At 48.4% G+C, this 22,029-nt stretch carries 19 protein-coding genes; 13 read left to right on the forward strand and 6 right to left on the reverse strand.

The features are described 5' to 3' along the window. The first annotated feature begins 150 nt into the window (after positions 1-150). Positions 151-1,815, forward strand: coding sequence for a glutamine--tRNA ligase (gene glnS / locus L4D79_RS19100; protein ID WP_428653244.1), 1,665 nt, complete (start codon positions 151-153; stop codon positions 1,813-1,815). A 131-nt stretch (positions 1,816-1,946) separates the two neighbouring features. Here the strand turns inward: glnS and fcrX are convergent, their stop codons facing one another. Beyond that, complete coding sequence (gene fcrX, locus L4D79_RS19105) at positions 1,947-2,393, reverse strand: ferric iron uptake transcriptional regulator FcrX (RefSeq protein WP_107350256.1); 447 nt, start codon at positions 2,391-2,393, stop codon at positions 1,947-1,949. A 208-nt stretch (positions 2,394-2,601) separates the two neighbouring features. On the opposite strand from fcrX, the gene L4D79_RS19110 reads away from it, so the two are divergent. Beyond that, positions 2,602-3,120 carry a DUF4442 domain-containing protein gene (locus L4D79_RS19110; RefSeq protein WP_428653247.1) on the forward strand — a complete coding sequence of 173 codons (519 nt, stop codon included), beginning with the start codon at positions 2,602-2,604 and terminating at the stop codon, positions 3,118-3,120. Between the two features lie 63 nt (positions 3,121-3,183). On the opposite strand, the gene fldA is transcribed toward L4D79_RS19110, so the two are convergent. From fldA to L4D79_RS19125, 3 genes are all read right to left on the reverse strand, one after another. Beyond that, complete coding sequence (gene fldA / locus L4D79_RS19115; RefSeq protein WP_428653249.1) at positions 3,184-3,711, reverse strand: flavodoxin FldA; 528 nt, start codon at positions 3,709-3,711, stop codon at positions 3,184-3,186. 154 nt (positions 3,712-3,865) lie between these two features. After that, entirely contained in the window at positions 3,866-4,087 is a 222-nt protein-coding gene (locus L4D79_RS19120; RefSeq protein WP_107298499.1) for a DUF2788 domain-containing protein, read from the reverse strand. Between the two features lie 77 nt (positions 4,088-4,164). Beyond that, the gene (locus L4D79_RS19125) at positions 4,165-4,932 is read right to left on the reverse strand and encodes an alpha/beta fold hydrolase (RefSeq protein ID WP_428653251.1); all 768 of its coding nucleotides are present in this window, start codon (positions 4,930-4,932) and stop codon (positions 4,165-4,167) included. Positions 4,933-5,034: 102 nt separating this feature from the next. Here L4D79_RS19125 and seqA point away from each other — a divergent pair, with 102 nt between their 5' ends. Both seqA and pgm read left to right on the forward strand, forming a co-directional pair. Then, entirely contained in the window at positions 5,035-5,589 is a 555-nt protein-coding gene (seqA, locus tag L4D79_RS19130; RefSeq protein ID WP_428653607.1) for a replication initiation negative regulator SeqA, read from the forward strand. Positions 5,590-5,628: 39 nt separating this feature from the next. Continuing rightward, the gene (gene pgm, locus L4D79_RS19135) at positions 5,629-7,275 is read left to right on the forward strand and encodes a phosphoglucomutase (alpha-D-glucose-1,6-bisphosphate-dependent) (protein WP_428653253.1); all 1,647 of its coding nucleotides are present in this window, start codon (positions 5,629-5,631) and stop codon (positions 7,273-7,275) included. 149 nt (positions 7,276-7,424) lie between these two features. Here pgm and L4D79_RS19140 read toward each other — a convergent pair whose 3' ends face one another. Then, positions 7,425-8,228: a DUF1853 family protein gene (locus tag L4D79_RS19140; RefSeq protein WP_428653255.1), complete on the reverse strand. Its 804-nt coding sequence runs from the start codon at positions 8,226-8,228 to the stop codon at positions 7,425-7,427. 133 nt (positions 8,229-8,361) lie between these two features. Here L4D79_RS19140 and L4D79_RS19145 point away from each other — a divergent pair, with 133 nt between their 5' ends. The 3 genes from L4D79_RS19145 to L4D79_RS19155 all read left to right on the forward strand — a co-directional run bounded on the left by L4D79_RS19145 (position 8,362) and on the right by L4D79_RS19155 (position 12,649). After that, on the forward strand, positions 8,362-8,568 hold the full coding sequence (locus L4D79_RS19145; protein WP_428653257.1) for a DUF2517 family protein: 207 nt from the start codon (positions 8,362-8,364) through the stop codon (positions 8,566-8,568). A 121-nt stretch (positions 8,569-8,689) separates the two neighbouring features. Further along, positions 8,690-9,448 (forward strand): Nif3-like dinuclear metal center hexameric protein, encoded by a 759-nt coding sequence (locus L4D79_RS19150; protein WP_428653259.1) that lies wholly within the window; start codon positions 8,690-8,692, stop codon positions 9,446-9,448. Positions 9,449-9,895: 447 nt separating this feature from the next. Further along, positions 9,896-12,649, forward strand: coding sequence for a cation-translocating P-type ATPase (locus L4D79_RS19155; protein ID WP_428653262.1), 2,754 nt, complete (start codon positions 9,896-9,898; stop codon positions 12,647-12,649). 283 nt (positions 12,650-12,932) lie between these two features. On the opposite strand, the gene L4D79_RS19160 is transcribed toward L4D79_RS19155, so the two are convergent. Beyond that, positions 12,933-14,222 (reverse strand): citrate synthase, encoded by a 1,290-nt coding sequence (locus L4D79_RS19160; RefSeq protein WP_428653266.1) that lies wholly within the window; start codon positions 14,220-14,222, stop codon positions 12,933-12,935. Between the two features lie 407 nt (positions 14,223-14,629). Between L4D79_RS19160 and sdhC the strand changes: the two genes are divergently transcribed. From sdhC to odhB, 6 genes are all read left to right on the forward strand, one after another. Then, positions 14,630-15,010 carry a succinate dehydrogenase cytochrome b556 subunit gene (gene sdhC / locus L4D79_RS19165; RefSeq protein ID WP_428653268.1) on the forward strand — a complete coding sequence of 127 codons (381 nt, stop codon included), beginning with the start codon at positions 14,630-14,632 and terminating at the stop codon, positions 15,008-15,010. Beyond that, on the forward strand, positions 15,004-15,351 hold the full coding sequence (gene sdhD / locus L4D79_RS19170) for a succinate dehydrogenase, hydrophobic membrane anchor protein (protein ID WP_428653271.1): 348 nt from the start codon (positions 15,004-15,006) through the stop codon (positions 15,349-15,351). The genes sdhC and sdhD overlap by 7 nt, the downstream gene beginning before the upstream one ends. Next, a complete protein-coding gene (gene sdhA, locus L4D79_RS19175) occupies positions 15,352-17,118 on the forward strand; it encodes a succinate dehydrogenase flavoprotein subunit (RefSeq protein ID WP_428653273.1) in 1,767 nt (588 codons plus the stop codon). It begins immediately after the preceding gene. Positions 17,119-17,133: 15 nt separating this feature from the next. Then, the gene (locus tag L4D79_RS19180; RefSeq protein WP_428653275.1) at positions 17,134-17,847 is read left to right on the forward strand and encodes a succinate dehydrogenase iron-sulfur subunit; all 714 of its coding nucleotides are present in this window, start codon (positions 17,134-17,136) and stop codon (positions 17,845-17,847) included. A gap of 108 nt (positions 17,848-17,955) precedes the next feature. Then, a complete protein-coding gene (gene sucA, locus L4D79_RS19185; protein WP_428653277.1) occupies positions 17,956-20,766 on the forward strand; it encodes a 2-oxoglutarate dehydrogenase E1 component in 2,811 nt (936 codons plus the stop codon). A gap of 31 nt (positions 20,767-20,797) precedes the next feature. Continuing rightward, entirely contained in the window at positions 20,798-22,015 is a 1,218-nt protein-coding gene (gene odhB, locus L4D79_RS19190; RefSeq protein ID WP_428653279.1) for a 2-oxoglutarate dehydrogenase complex dihydrolipoyllysine-residue succinyltransferase, read from the forward strand. The last annotated feature ends 14 nt before the right edge of the window (positions 22,016-22,029 follow it).

Consider the following 22,029-nt stretch of genomic DNA (forward strand, 5'->3'; position numbering starts at 1 on the left):
CTGTTTCGGCCTATTCTCTAAGATACCCCGTGCTATTGCGGGGTTTTTTTATTCATATCGACAAACAATGTACACTATTTGTTGAGTCGGCCCCTATATTTATGGATCATAGGGGACTTAAAAATCCTGTAAGCACACGAGGTCTAATTGATGAGTGAATCTGAAGCTCGTCCAACTAACTTTATCCGCCAGATTATTGATACGGATTTAGCGAGTGGCAAACATACAAGCGTACATACCCGATTCCCGCCGGAACCGAATGGTTACCTGCATATCGGCCATGCGAAATCTATTTGTTTGAACTTCGGTATTGCTCAGGACTATCAGGGTCAATGTAACCTTCGTTTCGATGATACAAACCCTGAGAAAGAAGACATCGAATACGTTGAGTCTATTAAGAACGATGTTAACTGGTTGGGCTTTGAGTGGAGTGGTGAGATTTGTTACTCATCGAACTACTTCGATAAGCTGCACGGGTTTGCTATTGAATTGATTAATAAAGGCTTAGCGTATGTTGATGAGCTAAGTCCAGAGCAAATGCGCGAATACCGAGGCACCCTTACCGAAGCCGGTAAGCACAGCCCATACCGTGATCGCAGCGTAGAAGAAAACCTTGAGCTGTTCGAGAAAATGAAGAACGGCGAAATTGAAGAAGGCAAAATGAGCCTGCGCGCTAAAATCGACATGGCATCACCGTTTATGGTGTTGCGTGATCCGGTTATTTACCGTGTACGTTTTGCCACTCACCACCAAACCGGTGACAAGTGGTGCATCTACCCGATGTACGATTTCACTCACTGTATTTCGGATGCGCTAGAGGGCATTACGCACTCTATCTGTACCTTGGAGTTCATGGACAACCGTCGTCTGTACGACTGGGTACTGGATAACATCACCATCGACTGCCAGCCACGTCAGTATGAGTTTAGCCGTCTAAACCTTGAATACACCGTGATGTCTAAGCGTAAGCTGAACCAGCTTGTGACTGAAAACTTGGTGTCAGGTTGGGATGACCCACGTATGCCGACTATTTCTGGTCTACGTCGCCGTGGCTTTACGTCTGCGTCTATTCGTGAATTCTGTAAGCGTATTGGTGTAACCAAGCAAGACAACACCATTGAAATGAGCTCGCTAGAATCATGTATCCGTGACGACTTGAACGAAAATGCACCGCGTGCAATGGCTGTTCTTGATCCGATCAAAGTGGTAATCGAAAACTTTGATGGCGAAGCGGAAATGTTAGACGTTGCTAACCACCCGAACAAGCCAGAGATGGGTAGCCGTACTGTACCGTTTACTCGTGAAGTGTACATCGAGCGTGAAGACTTCCGCGAAGAAGCCAACAAGAAATACAAGCGTTTGGTTCTGGGTAAAGAAGTTCGCCTACGCGGTGCGTACGTGATCAAGGCTGAGCGTATCGAGAAAGACGAAGACGGTAACATTACCACTATCTTCTGTACTTACGATAATGAAACGCTGGGCAAGAACCCTGCTGATGGCCGCAAGGTGAAAGGCGTGATCCACTGGGTATCTGCAGAGCAGGGTGTTCCGGCTGAAATCCGTCTTTACGATCGTCTATTTACCGTTCCAAACCCAGGTGCGGCTGATGACTTCGTGTCAGTGATCAACCCTGATTCACTGAGCGTGATGAATGGCGTGGTTGAACCGTCACTGGTTGAAGCTGAAGCGGAAAAAGCGTTCCAGTTTGAGCGTATGGGTTACTTCTGTGCCGATAGCAAAGACTCTTCGAAAGAGAAGCTGGTCTTTAACCGCACAGTTGGCCTACGTGATACTTGGGCGAAGATTGGCGACTAAGCCTCCCCGAGCCTGATATGAAAAAACCAGCCAAATGGCTGGTTTTTTTATTGGTGTACAACAACAAAATGAGGCTGGTTGAGTGGCCAAGTGTTGAGCTCATGGCCTTATTGTTTTTTACTTGGGCCTAATTATTTTTTGTCGTGTAGTGTGCTGTCTTCTTGGCAGTTGCCTTCTGCACAGTGACCGTACAGGTACAGGCTGTGGTTGGTCAGGCGAACATTGAAACTAGCAGCGATTTCTTTTTGGCGTTCTTCGATGATGTCATCAGAGAACTCAATAACTTTGCCACAGTCTAGGCATACTAGGTGGTCATGGTGATGCTGTGTTGCCAGTTCGAATACCGATTTGCCGCCTTCAAAGTGGTGGCGCGTCACAATGCCGGCATCGTCAAATTGGTTTAAAACGCGGTATACCGTCGCCAAGCCAATTTCTTCACCGATATCGATTAGCTTCTTATACAAGTCTTCAGCACTGATATGCTGGCAATCCGGCTGTTGTAACACTTCCAGAATCTTTAGGCGTGGAAGGGTTACTTTCAGGCCAGCTTGTTTTAGTGCGTGATTGTTATCTGACATTGGAGTTTCCTATTGGCTACCCGCACCCTCATGATACGGTAGTCTTTCTCTTCTTTCTTCATTATAAGTGACCACAAGGTAACAATAAACCTAAAAACAGGTCAATCTTGCTGATATCTAACTTTTCTTTTTGTTGCTTAAATGTTGCGGGAGTGTGTGGTTGCACGATATGATAAACTCATCGTACCAGTAATCGGAGTGTGCCGCCGTGTATCAATTTTTCCGACCCTCAATTATCAAGTTTGCCCTTAATCTATGGCCTCCTTTCTGGGGGGCGGGAATACGTATTGTTCGCATTTCTGATGATTTCCGCGAAGTACAAATCAAATTAAAGTTAAGATGGTGGAATAAAAATGCTAATCGTACTCAATACGGTGGTAGCATTTTTTCGCTGACCGATCCTATGTATGCCTTGATGCTGATAGGGATCCTCGGAAAAGAATATTTCGTTTGGGATAAGCAGGCTGAAATTCACTTTATTAAGCCCGGTGATACCGATTTGTATGCGGACTTTGTGATCAGCGAAGATCAACTTGGTCAAATTCGTAGTGCGACGATAAATGGTGACAAATATTTTCCTGAATTTGTGGTGCAGGTAAAAAACACCCGGGGCGATGTCGTTTCTCAAGTAAAACGGGTTTTATACGTGCGCAAGAAGCCGCAGTATCGTGAAGGGGGGGAAGGCGAGGGTAAGAGTACGCTTGAAGAGCGTGAGGCACTCTCTTAGGTGAACAGATATAAAAAAGCCGGGCAGCTGGCCCGGCTTTTTAGTCATCAGGTCGATGAGAAATCAGTCAGCAAGTTCTGCTAGGCACATTTCATCAAAAATCTGGTTAACCCACTTTTGTACACGCTCTTCGGTCAGCTCTGGCTGACGGTCTTCGTCAACGCACAGGCCAACGAAGTTGTTGTCGTCTACAAGGGCTTTAGAGGCTTCAAACTCAAAGCCTTCGGTAGAGAAGTGACCAACGATAGTCGCGCCACGGCCTTCAACGATTTCACGTACCGTGCCCATCGCATCACAGAAGTACTCAGCGTAGTCTTCCTGATCACCACAGCCAAAGATAGCAACCAGTTTGGTTGAGAAGTCGATTTGCTCTAGCTCTGGGAAGAAATCATCCCAGTCACACTGTGCTTCACCGTAGTACCAAGTTGGGATACCTAGCAACAGTAGGTCAAAGTTATCGATATCTTCTTTACTGCATTTTGCGATATCTTTGACTTCAACTAGCTTTTTGCCCAGTTGTTTCTGGATCATTTTAGCGACCGCTTCTGTGTTACCAGTGTCGCTACCAAAGAAGAGTCCTACACTTGCCATAGTAGAAATTACCCGTTATTAATGTTTGACTGTTAGCCTACTTGCCAACGATAGAAATAGCTTTGTCAGGAGTATACCCTGATGGTCAATGATCGCGGTATGTAAAGTCAGCACGCTGCTGCTTTTGGCAATCAATGACAGTATTCGTTAAGTATTAGCCGATGCCTGCGCCTTCCCAGCTGATTTGGATCAGGCCTTTGGTTATAAAACCGGCACATCCAAGGAAAAGAACCAGCCAGACGATTTTTCGGCCAAAAGGCGGAACATTGCCTTGTTTTAGCACGTCTTTAATGGCCATGCCGATAAAGAAAAATATCGCGGCAAAGAGCAAATCTAGCCCAATAGATTCAAGCAAATCCATGTGCTCATACAACATGTGTGTCTCCTTTCCACATTATCGTCATTTTTGAGCCAGGCGCGCACTATATCATAGACAATGCCCGCCTGTTAACGCTAAGCAGCCTGCAAGAAGTTCAAAATGATACGATTAACCGTTTCTGGTTTTTCAGCATGCAGCCAGTGGCCGGTGTTGGCGACCAAGTGTGCCTTGGCATTGGGGAATTGGGTACCAATCGCCGTGCGGTGTTCGGGTAAAATATACTCAGAATTCTGGCCTTTGATAAACAAGGTCTTGCCGGTGAACGGCGTGATGTCCTGCCAACCCATAATCGTGGCATAGTTGGCAATTAGGCCCTCGACATTGAAACGCCAGTCAAACAGCCCGCTTTCTTGCTTGGCAAAGGATTTTAACAGGAACTGGCGAACACCCGGTTCAACCACATGTTTGGCTAGCAACGGTTCGGCTTCACTGCGTTTGCTAACCGTGTGGCGGGAGACTTCGCGCAGCCCGTTGAACACGTTTTCGTGGCGGTGGACATGGTAGTGAACCGGTGCCATATCCAAGACCAACAAATGGTTGATACGGGCCGCGGCGAGCTCGGTTGCTGCCATTGCCACCTTGCCGCCCATAGAATGACCAATCAGCGAGAAGCGCTCGATGTCGAGTTGGTCGATAACGGTCAGGATATCCTGTGCCATTTCGCGGTAGGTAAATTGATCGCTGTGTGGGGAGCGGCCATGGTTACGCAGATCAACGCTGATCACTTTATATTTATCTTTCAATGATCTGGCCATTAGGCCTAGATTATCGGCGCTGCCGAACAGGCCGTGGATCAAGACGATCGCATCGCCTTGGCCATCGACTTGGTAATGAAGATTCACTGACTATTTTCTCTTGTAGTTAACGCTTTACCGTAGAGTATAACCTCGGATCACGTTATAATCTCTCGGTGATTTTTAAACGGAACGATAATGAACACTACGATGAAGACTATTGAGGTAGACGAAGAGCTATATCGTTATATCGCGAGCCAGACCCAGCACATTGGTGAAAGTGCTTCGGATATCCTGCGCCGCTTGCTGATGGTGCCTGATCATCAATCTGTTGCGACCTTGCAGCATGAGGTAGTAATGCCGGTGCGTCCTAAAGGGGTCGTGGTGAGCAAAGATGCGGGCAACGTGGTACCTAATAATGATCGCGTAAAAGAAATGCGTTCGTTGTTGATTTCTGACGAGTTTGCCGTGCAGGAAAAAGCGATTGGCCGATTTATGCTGGTATTAACCTCGCTTTATCGTATTGATCCTCAAGGTTTCTCTGAAGCGGCTGCTATTAAAGGGCGTACCCGTATTTACTTCGCCGATACTGAAGAGAAGCTGCTAGCGAGTGGCAAAACCACTAAGCCTAAGCCAATTCCGGAAACACCTTTCTGGGTGATCACGAACACGAATACTGATCGTAAACGTCAGATGGTTGAACAACTGATGGTCAAGATGAGCTTCGGTGGCGATATCATTGAAAAAGTTTGCGGTGAAATTTAACCGGCATTATGCCAATTTAGTTTTTACAAGGATACGTTAATGGCTATTCATCCTCGTGCGGGGCAACGCGCCCTGCAAGAAGATATGCACAACATTCCCGCGTTGGTGGCAAATTATTTCCTGGTTGAGCCAAGTGCTCAAAATCCGCAACAGAAGGTCGCATTCGGTACTTCTGGTCACCGCGGAACCGCCGACAAAGGAACCTTTAACCAGCACCACATTTGGGCGATTGCCCAGGCTGTGGCTGAAGTTCGAGCTGCCAACGGCGTAACAGGTCCACTTTTCCTCGGTAAAGATACCCACGCACTGTCTGAACCAGCATTTACCTCGACGCTTGAGGTTTTGGTGGCAAATGGCGTGCAGGTTGTGATCCAGCAAGATCGTGGTTATACCCCTACACCGGGTATTTCCCATGCTATTTTGTGCCACAACAAGGCACAGGAAGACAAAGCTGACGGTATCGTTATCACGCCATCGCACAACCCACCGCAAGACGGCGGGATCAAATACAACCCGGTCCACGGTGGTCCGGCAGAAGGTGCACTGACAACAGCAATCGAAACCCGTGCCAATGAAATCATTGCAGCGGGTATGGCTGATGTTAAGCGTGTTTCAATCGCAGACGCTTTTGCAAGCGACTTGGTTGAAGAGCGTGATTTGGTGGCCCCTTACGTTGATGATCTGGTCAATGTTATTGACATGGCTGCGATCCAGAAAGCCAACCTGAAAATCGGTGTGGATCCACTGGGTGGTTCAGGCATTGAGTACTGGCGTCAGATTGCTGCGCATTACGGCCTGGATCTTACGTTGGTGGATGAGTCTATCGACCCGTCTTTCCGCTTTATGTCTCTGGACAAAGATGGCGTTGTGCGCATGGACTGTTCGTCGCCTTACGCGATGGCGGGCCTGCTGGCACACAAAGACAAGTATGACTTGGCATTCGGTAACGACCCTGACTACGATCGTCACGGTATCGTAACGCCTGCTGGTCTAATGAACCCGAACCACTTCCTAGCAGTATGTATTGACTACCTATACCGCCACCGTCCAGATTGGGCACAGGAAGTAGCCGTTGGTAAGACCTTGGTATCAAGCGCCCTGATCGACCGCGTTGTTGCTGATCTGGGCCGTGAGCTTTGCGAAGTACCGGTTGGTTTCAAATGGTTTGTTGATGGACTTTACAGCGGTGAGCTTGGCTTCGGTGGTGAAGAAAGTGCAGGGGCATCATTCCTACGCATGGACGGCACACCTTGGGCTACTGACAAAGACGGAATTCTACTTTGCCTTCTTGCCGCTGAAATTACAGCGGTAACCGGCAAGAACCCGCAGCAGTACTACGAAGAGTTGGCTGCCAAGCACGGTGCCTCTGAGTACAATCGCTTGCAAGCGGTAGCGAACGGTGAGCAGAAAGCGGTACTGAGCAAACTATCTCCTGAGATGGTTGCAGCTGAAACGCTGGCTGGCGATGCAATCACTGCACGTCTGACCCATGCGCCGGGCAACGGTGCTGCTATCGGCGGTCTGAAAGTGACCACTGAAAACGGTTGGTTTGCTGCGCGTCCGTCAGGTACGGAAGATATCTACAAGATCTACTGTGAGAGCTTCAAAGGCAAGGAGCACTTAGCTCTGCTTGAGAAAGAAGCACAGGAAATCGTCAGCAAGGTATTTGCCGACGCTGGTCTGTAACTTTTCACAGTCCTTTCGTGATTTTGTATTGAAAACGCCCGCTATCAGCGGGCGTTTTTTTATGTCTATATCATTGGCTATTGGCTATTGGCTATTGGCTATTGGCTATTGGCTATTGGCTATTGGCTATTGGTAATTGATTCATTGAGCTATTTTTTCATTGAAGAGTGGGGCCAGTGCTCGGGCATGACGAACCACACTTTATCATCAGGTGCGATTGCCATGGTCGGGTTACTGACGGACAGTAGTGCAGGCTCTGCAGCGAGTTGGCTAAAGCGCGGTGGTGCAATCCATTCAGGCTTGGCGATAGGGCGCAGACCTAAGTCAGCGGCTTGCTGCGAATAGCACCATAATCCATGCGTGGTATCTTTTGCCAATTTGATATCTGAGCCGGTATAACCAGCGAAGGCAGGGTAGAACAAGCGGCCCTGCATGATCAGGCGGCGGCGTTCAATCTTGCCAAATTGCGCTTGGTACTGCTCAATGAATGCAGGATGGTCAGAAATCATCAGCTGGTGGCTGAGCATCTTATTGGCCTTTTTATCCAGATCATCACGGGCATTGGGACCGGGCCAACTATTTTCATAGGCAAGGAAGAATTTAATAGCCACCTCCCAGTGCTCGACCCGTCCGCTGCGTAGATCCTTAACCAGAAAGTCAACCGCGCCAAGGGTGCGCTTGTCGACAGTCAGTTGGATTTCCTCAGCAAGCAGTTCATAACACGGATGATGCAGGATCAGTTGTTGCCATAACCATTGGTAGAAAAAGCCGATACGGCGCCCACCTTGGTACTCTATACCTTGCGGGATAATGGCGTTACTGGAAAATTTATCAAGCCAGCGCTGGTCGGCAATGAACGGGTGACCGTCTAATAGTGGTGGAAGGGCAAGTACGGCGTTGAAGCTGTTATCAGCATGATCGCTAGCCGTTGTTTTATTGTAAAGAATGGACATTTCGCTATAAAACCCTTCTTCTTATAATGATATTAACTATTAAACACCCTGTTTTAGAGTGTTGACTCTAGGTTATTTCAATAGATTAGAACTATAAGACCAGTATGTCGTTCTGCTTGGCCAAGGAGGCGTTATGTATACTCGCTATTCACCATTGCGTATTTTTTTTCGCCGTACGTATGTCGTCACTGTCGGTGTAGTGACCTTTCCTGTCATGATGTTCACCGCAATGGAAACACGCTCACGGCTATATAGCTACCTTCATCGGGTGTGGCTGAAAACCAGTACTAAACCCGTCTGGCTGACCCAGACAGAGCTTGCAGCTCAGCATCTCTATTGAGTCTTTCTGCCACCGCTATAGTGACCTTACTAAATAAAGCTGCCGATCGGCAGCTTTTTTAGGTCAACAGGCACCGGGGTTTGGGTATAAAATATCGCTATTGCGGAGAAGGAAACAGACGATGAACAATATCCAATTAGAATCAGTGCTTAACGAACTGCTGAGTCCCCATCAAATCAAAGATTACTGCCCAAATGGTTTGCAGGTTGAGGGTAAGTCCGAGGTCAAGAAGATCATTACAGGGGTAACCGCCTGTCAGGCCCTGATTGACAGAGCTATCGAAGAGCAAGCCGATGCGTTATTGGTGCATCACGGTTTCTTCTGGAAGGGGGAGGCGGCTGAAATTCGCGGCATGAAATATCGTCGAATCAAAGCGCTTATTGAGAATGGTATCAACCTATATGCCTACCACCTACCATTAGATGTCCATCCGACACTGGGTAACAACGCAAAACTGGCTGAGCTGTTGGATATCGAAGTACTGGGTGGCTTGGAAGAGGGGAACCCAAACTCGGTGGCAATCTACGGTCAATTGGCACAGCCTTTGAGTGGTGAAGAGCTAGCTGCAAGGCTTTCTATTACCTTACACCGTGAGCCGTTGCATATTGGCGATAATGCGCCACAGGAAATTAAAACCTTAGGATGGTGTACTGGTGGTGGCCAGGACTTTATAGAATTAGCCGCTAATAAAGGATTGGATGCTTTTATTTCAGGAGAGATTTCCGAAAGAACAGTTCATATTTCCCGAGAATTAGGCATTCATTATTTTAGCGCTGGCCATCATGCAACTGAACGATATGGAATAAAATCTCTAGGTGAGTATTTAGCCGAAAATCATAATTTCGATGTTACGTTCATTGATGTAGATAATCCGGTTTAACACTATTTAACCAAAACAGTGACACTAAAAGGCTTAATGTGAGCGCATTAAGCCTTTTATTTTGTGTTGTAAAATTTCATATTTCGTTATTTTGGAGGTGTTGTTTCTGTTAGAGCTGGGTCTAATTCATACTTTGTTTCAACTTGTTGTCGGGTTTTAGGCTGGATTCGGTCTAAATCTTGATAATTGTCAAAGATTCGACCTGAACTGTCGTTAAGCCTTACGAAATATAATTACAAGCAACCATTCTTTCAGGTAATTTAAATTTACTCGTTTTAATGAACTCGAATGCTTTATTCAGTAAGCATTCAGGGATGTAAGAAAAATTAATTGGCACGATGCCTTTAATAACGAGTTTTAAATTACTTTGACCTATTCAGCGAATGCTTTTTATCAGTTTGAATTTGTACTGATGTCGACTGAATGTATTTAATTGGAGATTCCCCCATGACTAAAAAATGGTTTACCGAAACGGTTGCCAGTACTGTGTCCAATTTGGGTACGTCAACCGAGAATGGTTTATCTTCTGAAGAAGTGAAACAGCGCCAGGAACAATTTGGCGCCAATGAACTGCAAGAGCAAGCCGGTAAGACTGTGCTTGAGCTGCTAGCCCACCAATTTAAAAATCCATTGATCTTTATTCTAGGGGTCGGTGCGATTGTTTCCTTCTTTACAGGTCACTTGATTGATGCTGTTGCGATCGGTGTCATCATTGTTATCAACGTGCTTATCGCTTTCTGGCAGGAATTCAAAGCCCAGAAAGGGATGGAAGCATTGCGTGATATGGCTGCACCGATGGCGCAGGTCCGTCGTAATGGCGAATGGGTCGATATCCCAGCTCGTGAAATTGTTCCGGGCGATGTCCTTAAGATCAGCACCGGCGACATCCTTGCTGCCGATGTTCGTATCGTTGAAGCGAATCGTCTGTCTATTGACGAAGCGGCACTGACCGGTGAATCAGAGCCTGTTGATAAGGCAGCTGATGCATTGGAAGATGGCCATATCAGCCTGGGTGACCAGATTAACATGGGCTTCATGACCACGATGGTGACCTCAGGTACCGGTTTGGGTATCGTTGTAGGGACGGGTATGCAGACTGAAGTTGGCCACATCGCTGACATGATGGCAAATACCGAAGAAACCAAGACCCCAATGCAAGAGCGTATGGATTTGATTGCCAAGACGCTAATGATTGTTGCACTAGGTGTTGTAGCGGTTGTCTGTGTTATCGGTCTTTACCACGGTATGCCATGGCTTGAAATCCTGAACACGGGTATTTCACTGTCTGTAGCTGCAATCCCTGAAGGTCTGCCAACAGTTGTAACTATCGTTCTAACTATGGGTTCAACCCGTATGGTTAAGAGCAACGCACTGGCTAAGCAGCTAGCAGCAATTGAGACTCTGGGCTCTACCACTGTTATCTGTTCGGACAAGACAGGCACACTGACTCAGAACCAGATGCAGGTAATGAAAGCTTACGATGCATCAGGCCGTAACTGGGAAGTAAGCGGTAAAGGCTTCTCTCCTAAAGGTGAATTCAAGCCACTTTCACACAGCACTGATGTGAAAGACAGCCCTGAAATGATGCAAGGTTTGGTTGTTGCGACCCTGTGTAACGATGCTGAGTACATTCAAGATGGAGACAACTCTTCTGTACGCGGTAATCCAACTGAGGGTGCGCTGATTGTTGCTGCGGCTAAAGCTGGCCTACAGCAAGCAGAAATGCTGTCAACGGGTGGTTACTCAATCGTCGAGAAGTTCCCGTTTGATTCTTCACGTAAAATGGCATCGGTTATTGTTAAAGGCCCTGAAGGAAAGCATTTCCTAGCGATTAAAGGTGCGCCTGATGTCGTACTGCGCAATGCTTCAGGCTTTATGGTTAACGGTGACGTTGTTGCACACCAGCCAGCTGTTGCTGAAGGCAACCTAGCGGTAGCGGCTAACCTAGCAGATGAACTGGTAACGAGCTACGAAGCGGCAATCCAGGATTTTGCCCAGCAGGCACTTCGTACCCTAGCTGTTGGTATTCGCGAGTTGTCCGAAGATGATCTGAAGCGTGACCCAGCAGAACTTGAGAAAGATGTAACGATTCTTGGCCTGTACGGCATCATGGATCCACCACGCCCAGAAGTACGTGCAGCGGTTGACAGCTGTTACGATGCAGGCGTTCGCACGGTAATGATCACCGGTGACCATGCCCTAACGGCATCAGCCATCGCTCGTGATATCGGTATCATCCGTAGCGAAGAGGATCTGGTTGTAACGGGTAGCCAGCTAGATGACATGGACGATGAGGAACTACGTCGCATTTGTCCTCAGGTTGCTGTATTTGCACGTGTAACACCAGAGCACAAACTACGTATTGTACAGGCTCAACAGTACAACAACGAAGTTGCCGCAATGACAGGTGACGGTGTGAACGACGCACCAGCACTACGCCGTGCCGATATCGGTGTTGCAATGGGGATCACTGGTACTTCAGTCGCGAAAGACTCTGGTGACCTTATCCTGCTGGATGATAACTTCAGCACCATTGTGAAGGCTGTACGTCAAGGACGTCAGATTTTCGATAACCTACGTAAGTTCATCCGTCAGGCACTGACTGCGAACGTGGGTGAAGTATCGGTAATCCTGTTTGCCTTCCTATTCATGGGGCCTGAAGTGGCACTGCCGTTGACGCCATTGATGATCCTCTGGATCAACCTGGTTTCAGATGGTCTACCAGCTCTGGCACTTGGTGTTGACCCAGAAGAGAAGGACCTGATGGAACGTAAACCGCGTAAGCGTAACGAGAGTTTCTTCAGCGATCACCTAGGTACCCGTATCGTGATTCGTGGTCTGGCACAGGGTGGTATGAGCTTCGTGGCATTCAACTGGGCAATGAACGCGGGTCTAAGCGCTAACTACGCACAGACAATGGCCTTTGCAATGCTCGTATTCTGTCAGCTATGGCACATCTTTGATTCACGTACGTTCAGCACGCTATTCCGCAAGAACCCATTCACCAACAAATCGCTGTTGGGTGCGGTAGCGGTATCTGCAACGCTGTCTCTAGGTGTTATCTACACCGGTGTTGGCCAGTTCATCTTCAGCACTGAAGGTCTGTCTGCTAGCCACCTAATCACCGTGTTCTTAGCAGCATCGCTTCCAACGCTAGTACTATCTGGCTTGAAAGAAGTGACCAAGATTAAGTTTGTTTAATCACAAACAGCTGATCATTAGATAATAAAAAGGGCCTTCGGGCCCTTTTGTTGTTTGTGAATCGAAGAGCGGCTCTGGGAAGATCTGGCCCTAGTTCCTGGGAAAAGACCAAGAGCGAAAAAGCTTGGATATAGTGTTTTGACTATCAGGTTCTGCCTGTACAACCAAGAACCTAGCTCTTGGTTTTGCTCTTTGCTCTTCCTAGGAACTAGGAACGCTCTTAACCTCGTACCTGCATTCACTAAAAAAGGGCCCGAAGGCCCTTTCATTTAACGAACTATGATTACTCACGCTCGTACAGTGGTTTGAAATCACGCTGGTTGTAACCGGTGTACAACTGGCGAGGACGGCCAATGCGGTTGCCTGGATCGTTATGCATTTCGTTCCAGTGGGCAATCCAACCAATCGTTCGTGACATAGCGAAGATAACCGTAAACATTGAAACCGGGATACCAATCGCTTTTAGGATGATACCTGAGTAGAAATCAACGTTCGGGTATAGCTTCTTCTCTACGAAGTACTCATCAGACAGGGCAATACGCTCAAGTTCCATCGCAACATCCAACAGCGGATCCTGAATATTCAGCTCCTGAAGAACATCGTGACAGGCATCACGCATAACCGTTGCGCGTGGATCGTAGTTCTTGTAAACACGGTGACCGAAGCCCATCAGACGGAATGGGTCATCTTTGTCTTTCGCGCGCTCAATGAACTCAGGAATCTTGTCTACGCTGCCAATTTCTTCCAGCATCTTCAGGCAAGCTTCATTGGCTCCGCCGTGCGCTGGGCCCCATAGTGAAGCGATACCTGCGGCAATACAGGCAAACGGGTTAGCGCCAGAAGAACCGGCTAGTCGAACGGTTGAAGTTGATGCATTTTGTTCGTGATCGGCATGCAGGGTAAAGATTTTATCCATGGCACGCGCGACAACAGGGCTAACTTCATACTCTTCACACGGTGTAGCAAACATCATATGCAGGAAGTTCTCTGCATAATCCAAGTCATTACGCGGGAAGATGAAAGGTTGACCGTTTGAGTATTTGTAACACATTGCAGCCAATGTCGGCATTTTCGACAATAGGCGGAACGCCGTGATTTCACGGTGGGTATCGTTATTGATATCCAGTGAATCATGGTAGAACGCAGCCAGTGCGCCTACCACACCACACATTACAGCCATCGGGTGTGCATCACGACGGAAGCCGTGGAAGAAGCTTGAGATTTGCTCATGCACCATGGTGTGACGAGTAACAGTGGTACGGAATGTTTCGTACTGTTCGCGGGTCGGAACCTCACCGTAAAGAAGGATGTAACAAACTTCCAGATAGTCGGCGTTATTGGCCAATTGGTCAATCGGGTATCCGCGGTGAAGCAGAATACCTTTATCACCATCAATGTAAGTAATTTGAGATTCACATGATGCAGTGGCTAGAAAACCAGGGTCGAATGTAAAATAACCGTTAGCTCCAAGCTTACGTACATCAATTACTTCAGGCCCTTCAGTGCCCCCGATAATCGGCAGTTCGACGGGTGCTTTCCCTTCAATGTGAAGAGTAGCTTTCTTGTCTGCCATAACAATCTCCTTTGTTTTTATAATCCTAATCCAAGGCGGATGTACGTTTGTTGTACCGATCAGCGGCCCAAATGTCAATTTTTGTGCCCGCTTGTGTGCGCTTGTTAATAACTTTGGAGAAAAATATGCAAATTTCTAAAACCGTGTTAGAGGTCATGTAACGGGGTTTGTATTTGATTGTTGCGGGGCGTATACTCGCGGCAGGTCTCTGGTTCTGCCGTCGCCAGACACAATTGCCAAAGTTATCAATAATTATAGTAAGTTAGGTAAGGCACTGTTTTACATTTGCATGTAAAACATAATTGCAACCTAGAGTTACAATTGTGTTAATGCACTTGTTCGGCGTCAGTGGAAGCAGGGAGTGATAACAATAACATTGCTTCAATGGAGCTGAGTGGGCAATCACCGTGAAAGTAAATAAGCCAAGACCTGTCAACCTCGACCTACAGACGATTCGCTTCCCCCTTACAGCGATAGCGTCTATTTTGCATCGCGTCTCCGGCGTGATCACCTTCGTTGCCGTGGCTATCTTGCTATGGCTGCTAAGCCTTTCCCTTTCATCCCCTGAAGGATTCACGAGCGCTGCTGGTATTGTAGACAGCTTCTTCGTGAAACTGGTGCTGTGGGGTATTTTGACAGCGCTGTTCTATCACATCGTGGTGGGTATCCGTCACTTACTGATGGATATGGGATATTTTGAAGAAATGGAAACCGGGATCAAAAGTGCCAAAGTGAGTTTTGTCATCGTCGGTGTTCTGTCTTTGTTTGCAGGAGGCCTGGTATGGTAAGCAACGTCTCAACAATCGGCCGCAATGGAATTCATGACTTTATCCTGATCCGTGCTACCGCCATCATTCTTACGCTATACACCTTTTATATGGTGGGCTTCTTTGCCTTTGGCCCGGAATTGACCTTTGACACCTGGACGGCCTTTTTTGGCAAGTTGAGTACCAAGGTCTTCACCATGTTGGCATTGCTGTCGATCTTAATTCATGCCTGGATTGGCCTGTGGCAAATACTGACTGACTACATTAAGCCTGCCGCGCTTCGAGCGGGTATTCAATTTTGTGTCGTAGCTGTTCTTTTTGTTTACCTGTTTTCAGGTTTCTTTATTGTGTGGGGTGCGTAAGTGAGCATTGCAGTACGTGAGTTTGATGCCGTAGTAATCGGTGCTGGTGGTGCAGGAATGCGTGCCGCACTACAAATTTCTGAGCAGGGCCTTAAGTGTGCGTTGCTATCCAAAGTTTTTCCAACCCGTTCTCATACCGTATCGGCACAAGGAGGCATTACTGTTGCCCTTGGTAATGCACATGAAGATCATTGGGAACAGCATATGTACGATACCGTCAAAGGGTCGGACTACATCGGTGACCAAGATGCTATCGAGTACATGTGCAAGAACGGGCCAAAATCTGTTATTGAGCTAGAAAAAATGGGCTTGCCGTTTTCTCGCTTTGATAATGGCACCATTTACCAGCGTCCATTTGGCGGCCAGTCGAAGAACTTCGGTGGTGAGCAAGCAGCTCGTACCGCCGCTGCAGCAGACCGTACCGGTCATGCCTTACTTCATACCCTTTACCAGCAGAATATTAAACATAAAACGACCATTTTCTCTGAATGGTATGCACTGGATCTGGTCAAGAATGAAGACGGAGCCATCTTAGGCTGTACTGCACTTTGTATGGAAACCGGTGAGGTTTGTTACTTCAAGTCGAAGGCAACCATTCTTGCTACCGGTGGTGCCGGTCGTATTTACGCCTCAACAACTAACGCACACATCAATACTGGTGATGGCGTGGGTATGGCGATCCGTGCTGGCGTACCGATGCAGGATATTGAAATGTGGCAGTTCCACCCGACGGGAATTGCGGGTGCCGGTGTTCTTGTGACAGAGGGTTGCCGTGGTGAAGGTGGCTATCTGCTCAACAAAGATGGCGAACGCTTTATGGAGCGTTATGCGCCAAATGCGAAGGATTTGGCTGGCCGTGATGTGGTTGCTCGCTCAATGATGGTCGAGATCCGTGAAGGCCGTGGTTGTGATGGCCCTTGGGGACCGCATATCAAGCTGAAGCTTGATCACCTAGGTAAAGAGGTCCTTGAATCTCGCCTACCGGGTGTGTGTGAACTGTCGCGTACTTTTGCTCATGTCGATCCGGTCAAAGAGCCTATCCCTGTTATCCCTACTTGTCACTATATGATGGGTGGTGTACCAACCCAAGTGTCTGGTCAAGCGATCAAGCAAGATGAACATGGCACTGATGTTGAGATTCAGGGCCTATTTGCTTGTGGTGAAATTGCGTCTGTATCGGTGCATGGTGCGAACCGTCTTGGCGGTAACTCATTGCTAGATTTAGTGGTCTTTGGCCGTGCAACAGGGCTTCACCTTGGTGAAACTTTGCAGAAGCAAGCGGAAGCGAAACCTGCCACTGACGCTGATATCGAAGCCTCTCTAGAGCGTTATAACCGCTGGGAAAACAGTACCGGTGGTGAAGACCCGACGCAAATCCGTAAAGACCTACAACAGTGTATGCAGAATAACTTCTCGGTATTCCGTGAAGGTGATGCCATGGCGAAGGGCTTGGAAGAACTTAAAGTCATTCGTGAACGTCTGAAAAACGCCCATTTATCTGATAAATCGACAGAGTTCAACACCCAGCGAGTTGAGTGCCTAGAGCTTGAAAACTTGATGGAAACGGCGTACGCAACGGCGGTGGCGGCTAACTACCGTACTGAAAGCCGTGGTGCCCATGCCCGTTTCGACTTCCCTGAGCGCGATGATGAACAATGGCTGTGTCACTCACTCTACAACCCAGAGACAGAGCAGATGACCAAGCGAGATGTCAATATGACTCCGGTTCATCGTGAGGCATTTCCGCCTAAAGCGCGTACTTACTAAGGGGAGGATAGAATTATGAAACTGAATTTCTCGATTTACCGTTATAACCCTGATGTAGACAATGCGCCACATATGAAGGGCTACACCCTAGAGGTGCCTGAAGGCTCTGACATGATGGTGCTCGATGCGCTTATTTTGCTCAAAGAGCAAGACTCGACCCTGTCGTTCCGCCGCTCCTGCCGTGAAGGGGTATGTGGTTCAGACGGTATTAATATGAATGGTAAAAATGGCTTGGCCTGTATCACACCGCTGTCGGCATTGACTGACCAGAGCACCATAGTGATCCGCCCGCTGCCTGGCCTGCCTGTTATCCGTGACCTGATCATTGATATGGAGCAGTTCTACACCAACTACGCCAAAGTAAAGCCATTCCTCATTGACGAGGGCGCTCAGCCGCCGGCGCGTGAAAACCTGCAAATGCCAGAAGAACGTGCCCATCTTGATGGACTTTACGAGTGTATTATGTGTGCTTGTTGTTCAACGTCGTGCCCGTCATTTTGGTGGAACCCGGATAAGTTCATCGGACCAGCAGGTCTGCTGGCTGCCTATCGCTGGCTAATTGATAGCCGTGATACTGCAACAGATGAACGTTTATCTGATCTGGACGACGCTTTTAGCGTTTTTCGTTGCCATGGCATCATGAACTGTGTAAATGTTTGTCCTAAAGGGTTAAATCCGACGAAAGCGATTGGACACATCAAGACGATGTTGTTAAAACGCGCGGTATAAATATAAGTATTATCGATATGCTGGCTTCATGATTCGCTCTCTGGAGCCAGCCTCAATTCCGGTCAGCGAACCGGGAAAATGGCGATAACTAGTGGTTAAGGGAAAACAATGCAGAACGGCGTTATGAAGGCTTGGCTTGAGTCTTCACACCTGGCTGGCGCCAATGCAACTTATGTAGAGGAAATCTACGAGTTGTATCTTAGCGACCCAGAATTAGTAGATGAAGAATGGCGTCACGTTTTCAGTGAACTGCCTGTCGTGAATGAGACCGTTGTTGAACAGCCTCACTCGCGGGTTCGTGACTACTTCCGGCGTCTAGCGAAGGAAACAACCCATCTAAGTGCTACCGTCAGCGATCCAGATGTTGATGCTAAGCAGGTTAAGGTATTGCAGTTGATTAACGCATACCGTTTCCGCGGGCACCAGCATGCAAACTTAGATCCGTTGGGGCTATGGCAGCAGGAGCGAGTATCCGACCTCGATCCTGAGTACCATAACCTGACCGTCGACGACTTCAACGAGACATTCAATGTCGGCTCTTTTGCCATTGGGCAGGAGACCATGAAGCTGTCAGAACTTTATGATGCACTGAAAAAAACCTACTGTGGTTCAATTGGTGCCGAATACATGCACATCACCAACACTGATGAAAAACGCTGGCTTCAGCAGCGTCTGGAGTCGGTGGTCGGTCGTGGCGCATTCTCCGAGGAAGAAAGACTGACTTTCTTGGATGAGTTAACGGCGGCTGAAGGGCTTGAGCGTTATTTAGGTGCTAAATTCCCAGGCGCAAAACGATTTTCACTAGAAGGTGGTGATGCCCTGATCCCTATGGTCAAAGAGCTGATCCGCTACGCCGGTACCAATGGTGCCCGCGAGGTGGTGGTCGGCATGGCTCACCGTGGTCGACTGAACATGCTGGTCAACGTTCTGGGTAAAAAGCCACAGGACTTGTTCGACGAGTTTGCCGGTAAGCATGATGACACTTGGGGTACCGGTGATGTGAAATATCACCAAGGTTTCTCGGCTGACTTTGCAACACCAGGCGGTGACGTGCATCTCGTATTGGCATTCAACCCGTCTCACCTGGAAATTGTAAACCCAGTGGTTGTCGGCTCGGTACGAGCAAGACAAGACCGTTTGGGCGATAAAGACGGCTCACAAGTGCTCCCGATCACTATCCATGGTGACTCAGCGATTGCGGGTCAAGGGGTGGTTGCTGAGACATTTAATATGTCGCAGTCACGCGGCTACCGTGTTGGCGGTACTGTCCGTATCGTGGTGAATAACCAGATTGGCTTTACTACGTCGAACCCACACGATATGCGTTCTACCCAGTACTGTACCGATATTGCCAAGATGGTGCAGGCGCCGATTTTCCATGTGAACGCCGATGATCCTGAAGCTGTAGCATTTGTTACTCGTATTGCCCTTGATTTCCGTAACACCTTCAAGCGCGATGTGGTGATTGATTTGGTTTGTTACCGTCGCCACGGTCACAATGAAGCGGACGAGCCCAATGCGACTCAGCCGTTGATGTACCAAAAAATCAAGAAGCACCCAACGCCGCGTAAGATCTATGCTGATGCCTTGACCGATGAAGGGGCGGTAGATCTGGAAACGGCAACGTCATTGATTAACGAATACCGTGATGCCCTTGATCGTGGTGAGTGTGTGGTCAAAGAATGGCGTCCGATGAAGCTCCACTCTGTTGACTGGGAACCGTATATCGGTCATGACTGGACGGTGGATTGGCCAAGCAAGATTGATCCAATGCGTTTGAACGAATTGGCTCAGCGAGTGTGTCAGTTCCCTGAAAGCCACAAACTTCAGAGCCGAGTGCAGAAACTCTACAACGATCGCTTGTCGATGGCTGCTGGAGAGAAGGCAGTAGACTGGGGAATGGCTGAAACCTTAGCGTATGCCACCTTGGTCGATGAAGGTCACCGTATCCGGATCACCGGTCAGGATTCAGGCCGTGGTACGTTCTTCCACCGTCACTCGGTGCTTCATAACCAAGGCGATGCCAGTACGTATATCCCGCTTGCCAATATCCATGACAAACAGGGTCCATTCCAAGTTTTCGACTCGGTATTGTCTGAAGAGGCGGTGCTGGCCTTTGAGTATGGCTATGCAACGGCAGAACCAAGTGGCCTAACGCTTTGGGAAGCCCAGTTTGGTGATTTCGCCAATGGTGCCCAGGTCGTGATTGATCAGTTTATTAGCTCCGGTGAGCAGAAATGGGGCCGTATGTGCGGCTTGACCATGTTGCTGCCTCACGGTTATGAAGGTCAAGGCCCAGAACACTCATCGGCTCGTCTTGAGCGTTACCTCCAGCTATGTGCAGAGCAGAATATGCAGGTGGTGATCCCGTCTACTCCTGCTCAGGTATATCACATGCTGCGTCGCCAGGTCGTTCGTCCTATGCGTCGTCCGTTGGTGGTCATGTCACCGAAATCGCTATTGCGTCACCCGCTATGTACGTCCACTTTGGATGATTTGGCTAACGGGTCTTTCCAACCGGCGATTGGTGAAGTGGATGAGCTTGACCCGAAACAGGTCAAGCGCGTGGTGTTCTGTTCGGGTAAGGTGTATTTCGACCTGCTAGAGCAGCGTCGTAAGAACGAGCAGACTGACGTTGCCATCGTTCGTATTGAGCAGATTTACCCATTCCCGAAAGAAGACGTTGAAGCTGCTCTGGCAGACTATCAACATGTGACTGATTTTATTTGGTGTCAGGAAGAGCCTCAGAACCAAGGTGCATGGTACTCCAGCCAGCACAACTTCCGTTCTGCGCTTCCGGCCGGTGCCCAGCTTGAGTATGCAGGCCGTCCGGCCTCGGCATCACCGGCTGTAGGCTACATGTCGGTTCACCTGAAACAGCAAAAAGCGTTGATTGAAGACGCATTGACAATAAATTAGTAAGAACTGGAACAAAAAGGACAAAACCGATATGACGATCGAAATTCTGGTTCCCGATTTACCTGAATCAGTTGCAGATGCAACAGTAGCAACTTGGCATAAGCAGCCAGGCGATGCTGTAAGCCGTGATGAAGTTCTGGTTGATATCGAAACAGACAAAGTGGTGTTGGAAGTACCGGCACCGGAAGACGGTATTCTAGAAGCAATTCTTGAAGGTGAAGGTACCACAGTACTGACCAAGCAGCTGATTGGTAAGATCAAAGCCGGCGCAGTTGCTGGCGAGCCGACTCAGGATGTCCCTGCTGAAGCAGAATCATCGCCTAACAAGCGCAATACTGCAGCGTTGGGTGATGAGACCAATGAAGCGCTAAGCCCTGCTGTACGTCGCCTGCTGGCGGAGCACAGCATCAATGCGGGTGATGTGAAAGGTACCGGTGTCGGTGGCCGTATTACACGCGAAGATGTCGAAGCCTATGTGAAAGAGGGCAAGGCTGCACCTGCGCCTGTAGCTCCTGCTGTTGAAGCCAAGATTGAAGCGCCGCTTGCCCACCGTAGTGAGAAGCGCGTACCGATGACACGCCTACGTAAGCGTGTGGCTGAGCGCCTGCTGGAAGCGAAGAACAGCACGGCGATGCTGACTACTTTCAACGAAGTCAACATGAAGCCAATCATGGATCTGCGCAAGCAGTACAAAGACATCTTTGAAGAGCGCCACGGTATCCGCTTGGGCTTCATGTCTTTCTACGTGAAAGCTGTTGTTGAAGCGTTGAAGCGTTTCCCTGAAGTCAATGCTTCGATTGATGGTGACGATATTGTTTACCATAACTTCTTTGACGTCAGCATTGCGGTATCAACGCCGCGTGGTTTGGTGACGCCGGTACTGCGTGACTGTGACAAGCTGAGCTTGGCGGAAATCGAGAAAGGGATCCGTGAGTTGGCAATCAAGGGACGCGACGGCAAACTGACGGTTGATGAGCTAATCGGTGGTAACTTCACTATTACCAACGGCGGTGTATTCGGCTCATTGATGTCGACGCCGATTATCAACCCGCCTCAATCGGCAATTTTGGGTATGCACAAGATTGCTGACCGCCCAATGGCTGTTGATGGCAAGGTTGAAATCTTGCCTATGATGTACCTAGCCCTGTCTTATGACCACCGTTTGGTTGATGGTCGTGAGTCAGTGGGTTATCTGGTTACCATCAAAGAACTACTTGAAGATCCTACACGTCTGCTTCTAGACGTGTAACCCTGCAGGCAGGC

It is taken from the genome of Photobacterium satsumensis (assembly GCF_050336935.1).
GTDB lineage: Bacteria > Pseudomonadota > Gammaproteobacteria > Enterobacterales > Vibrionaceae > Photobacterium > Photobacterium satsumensis.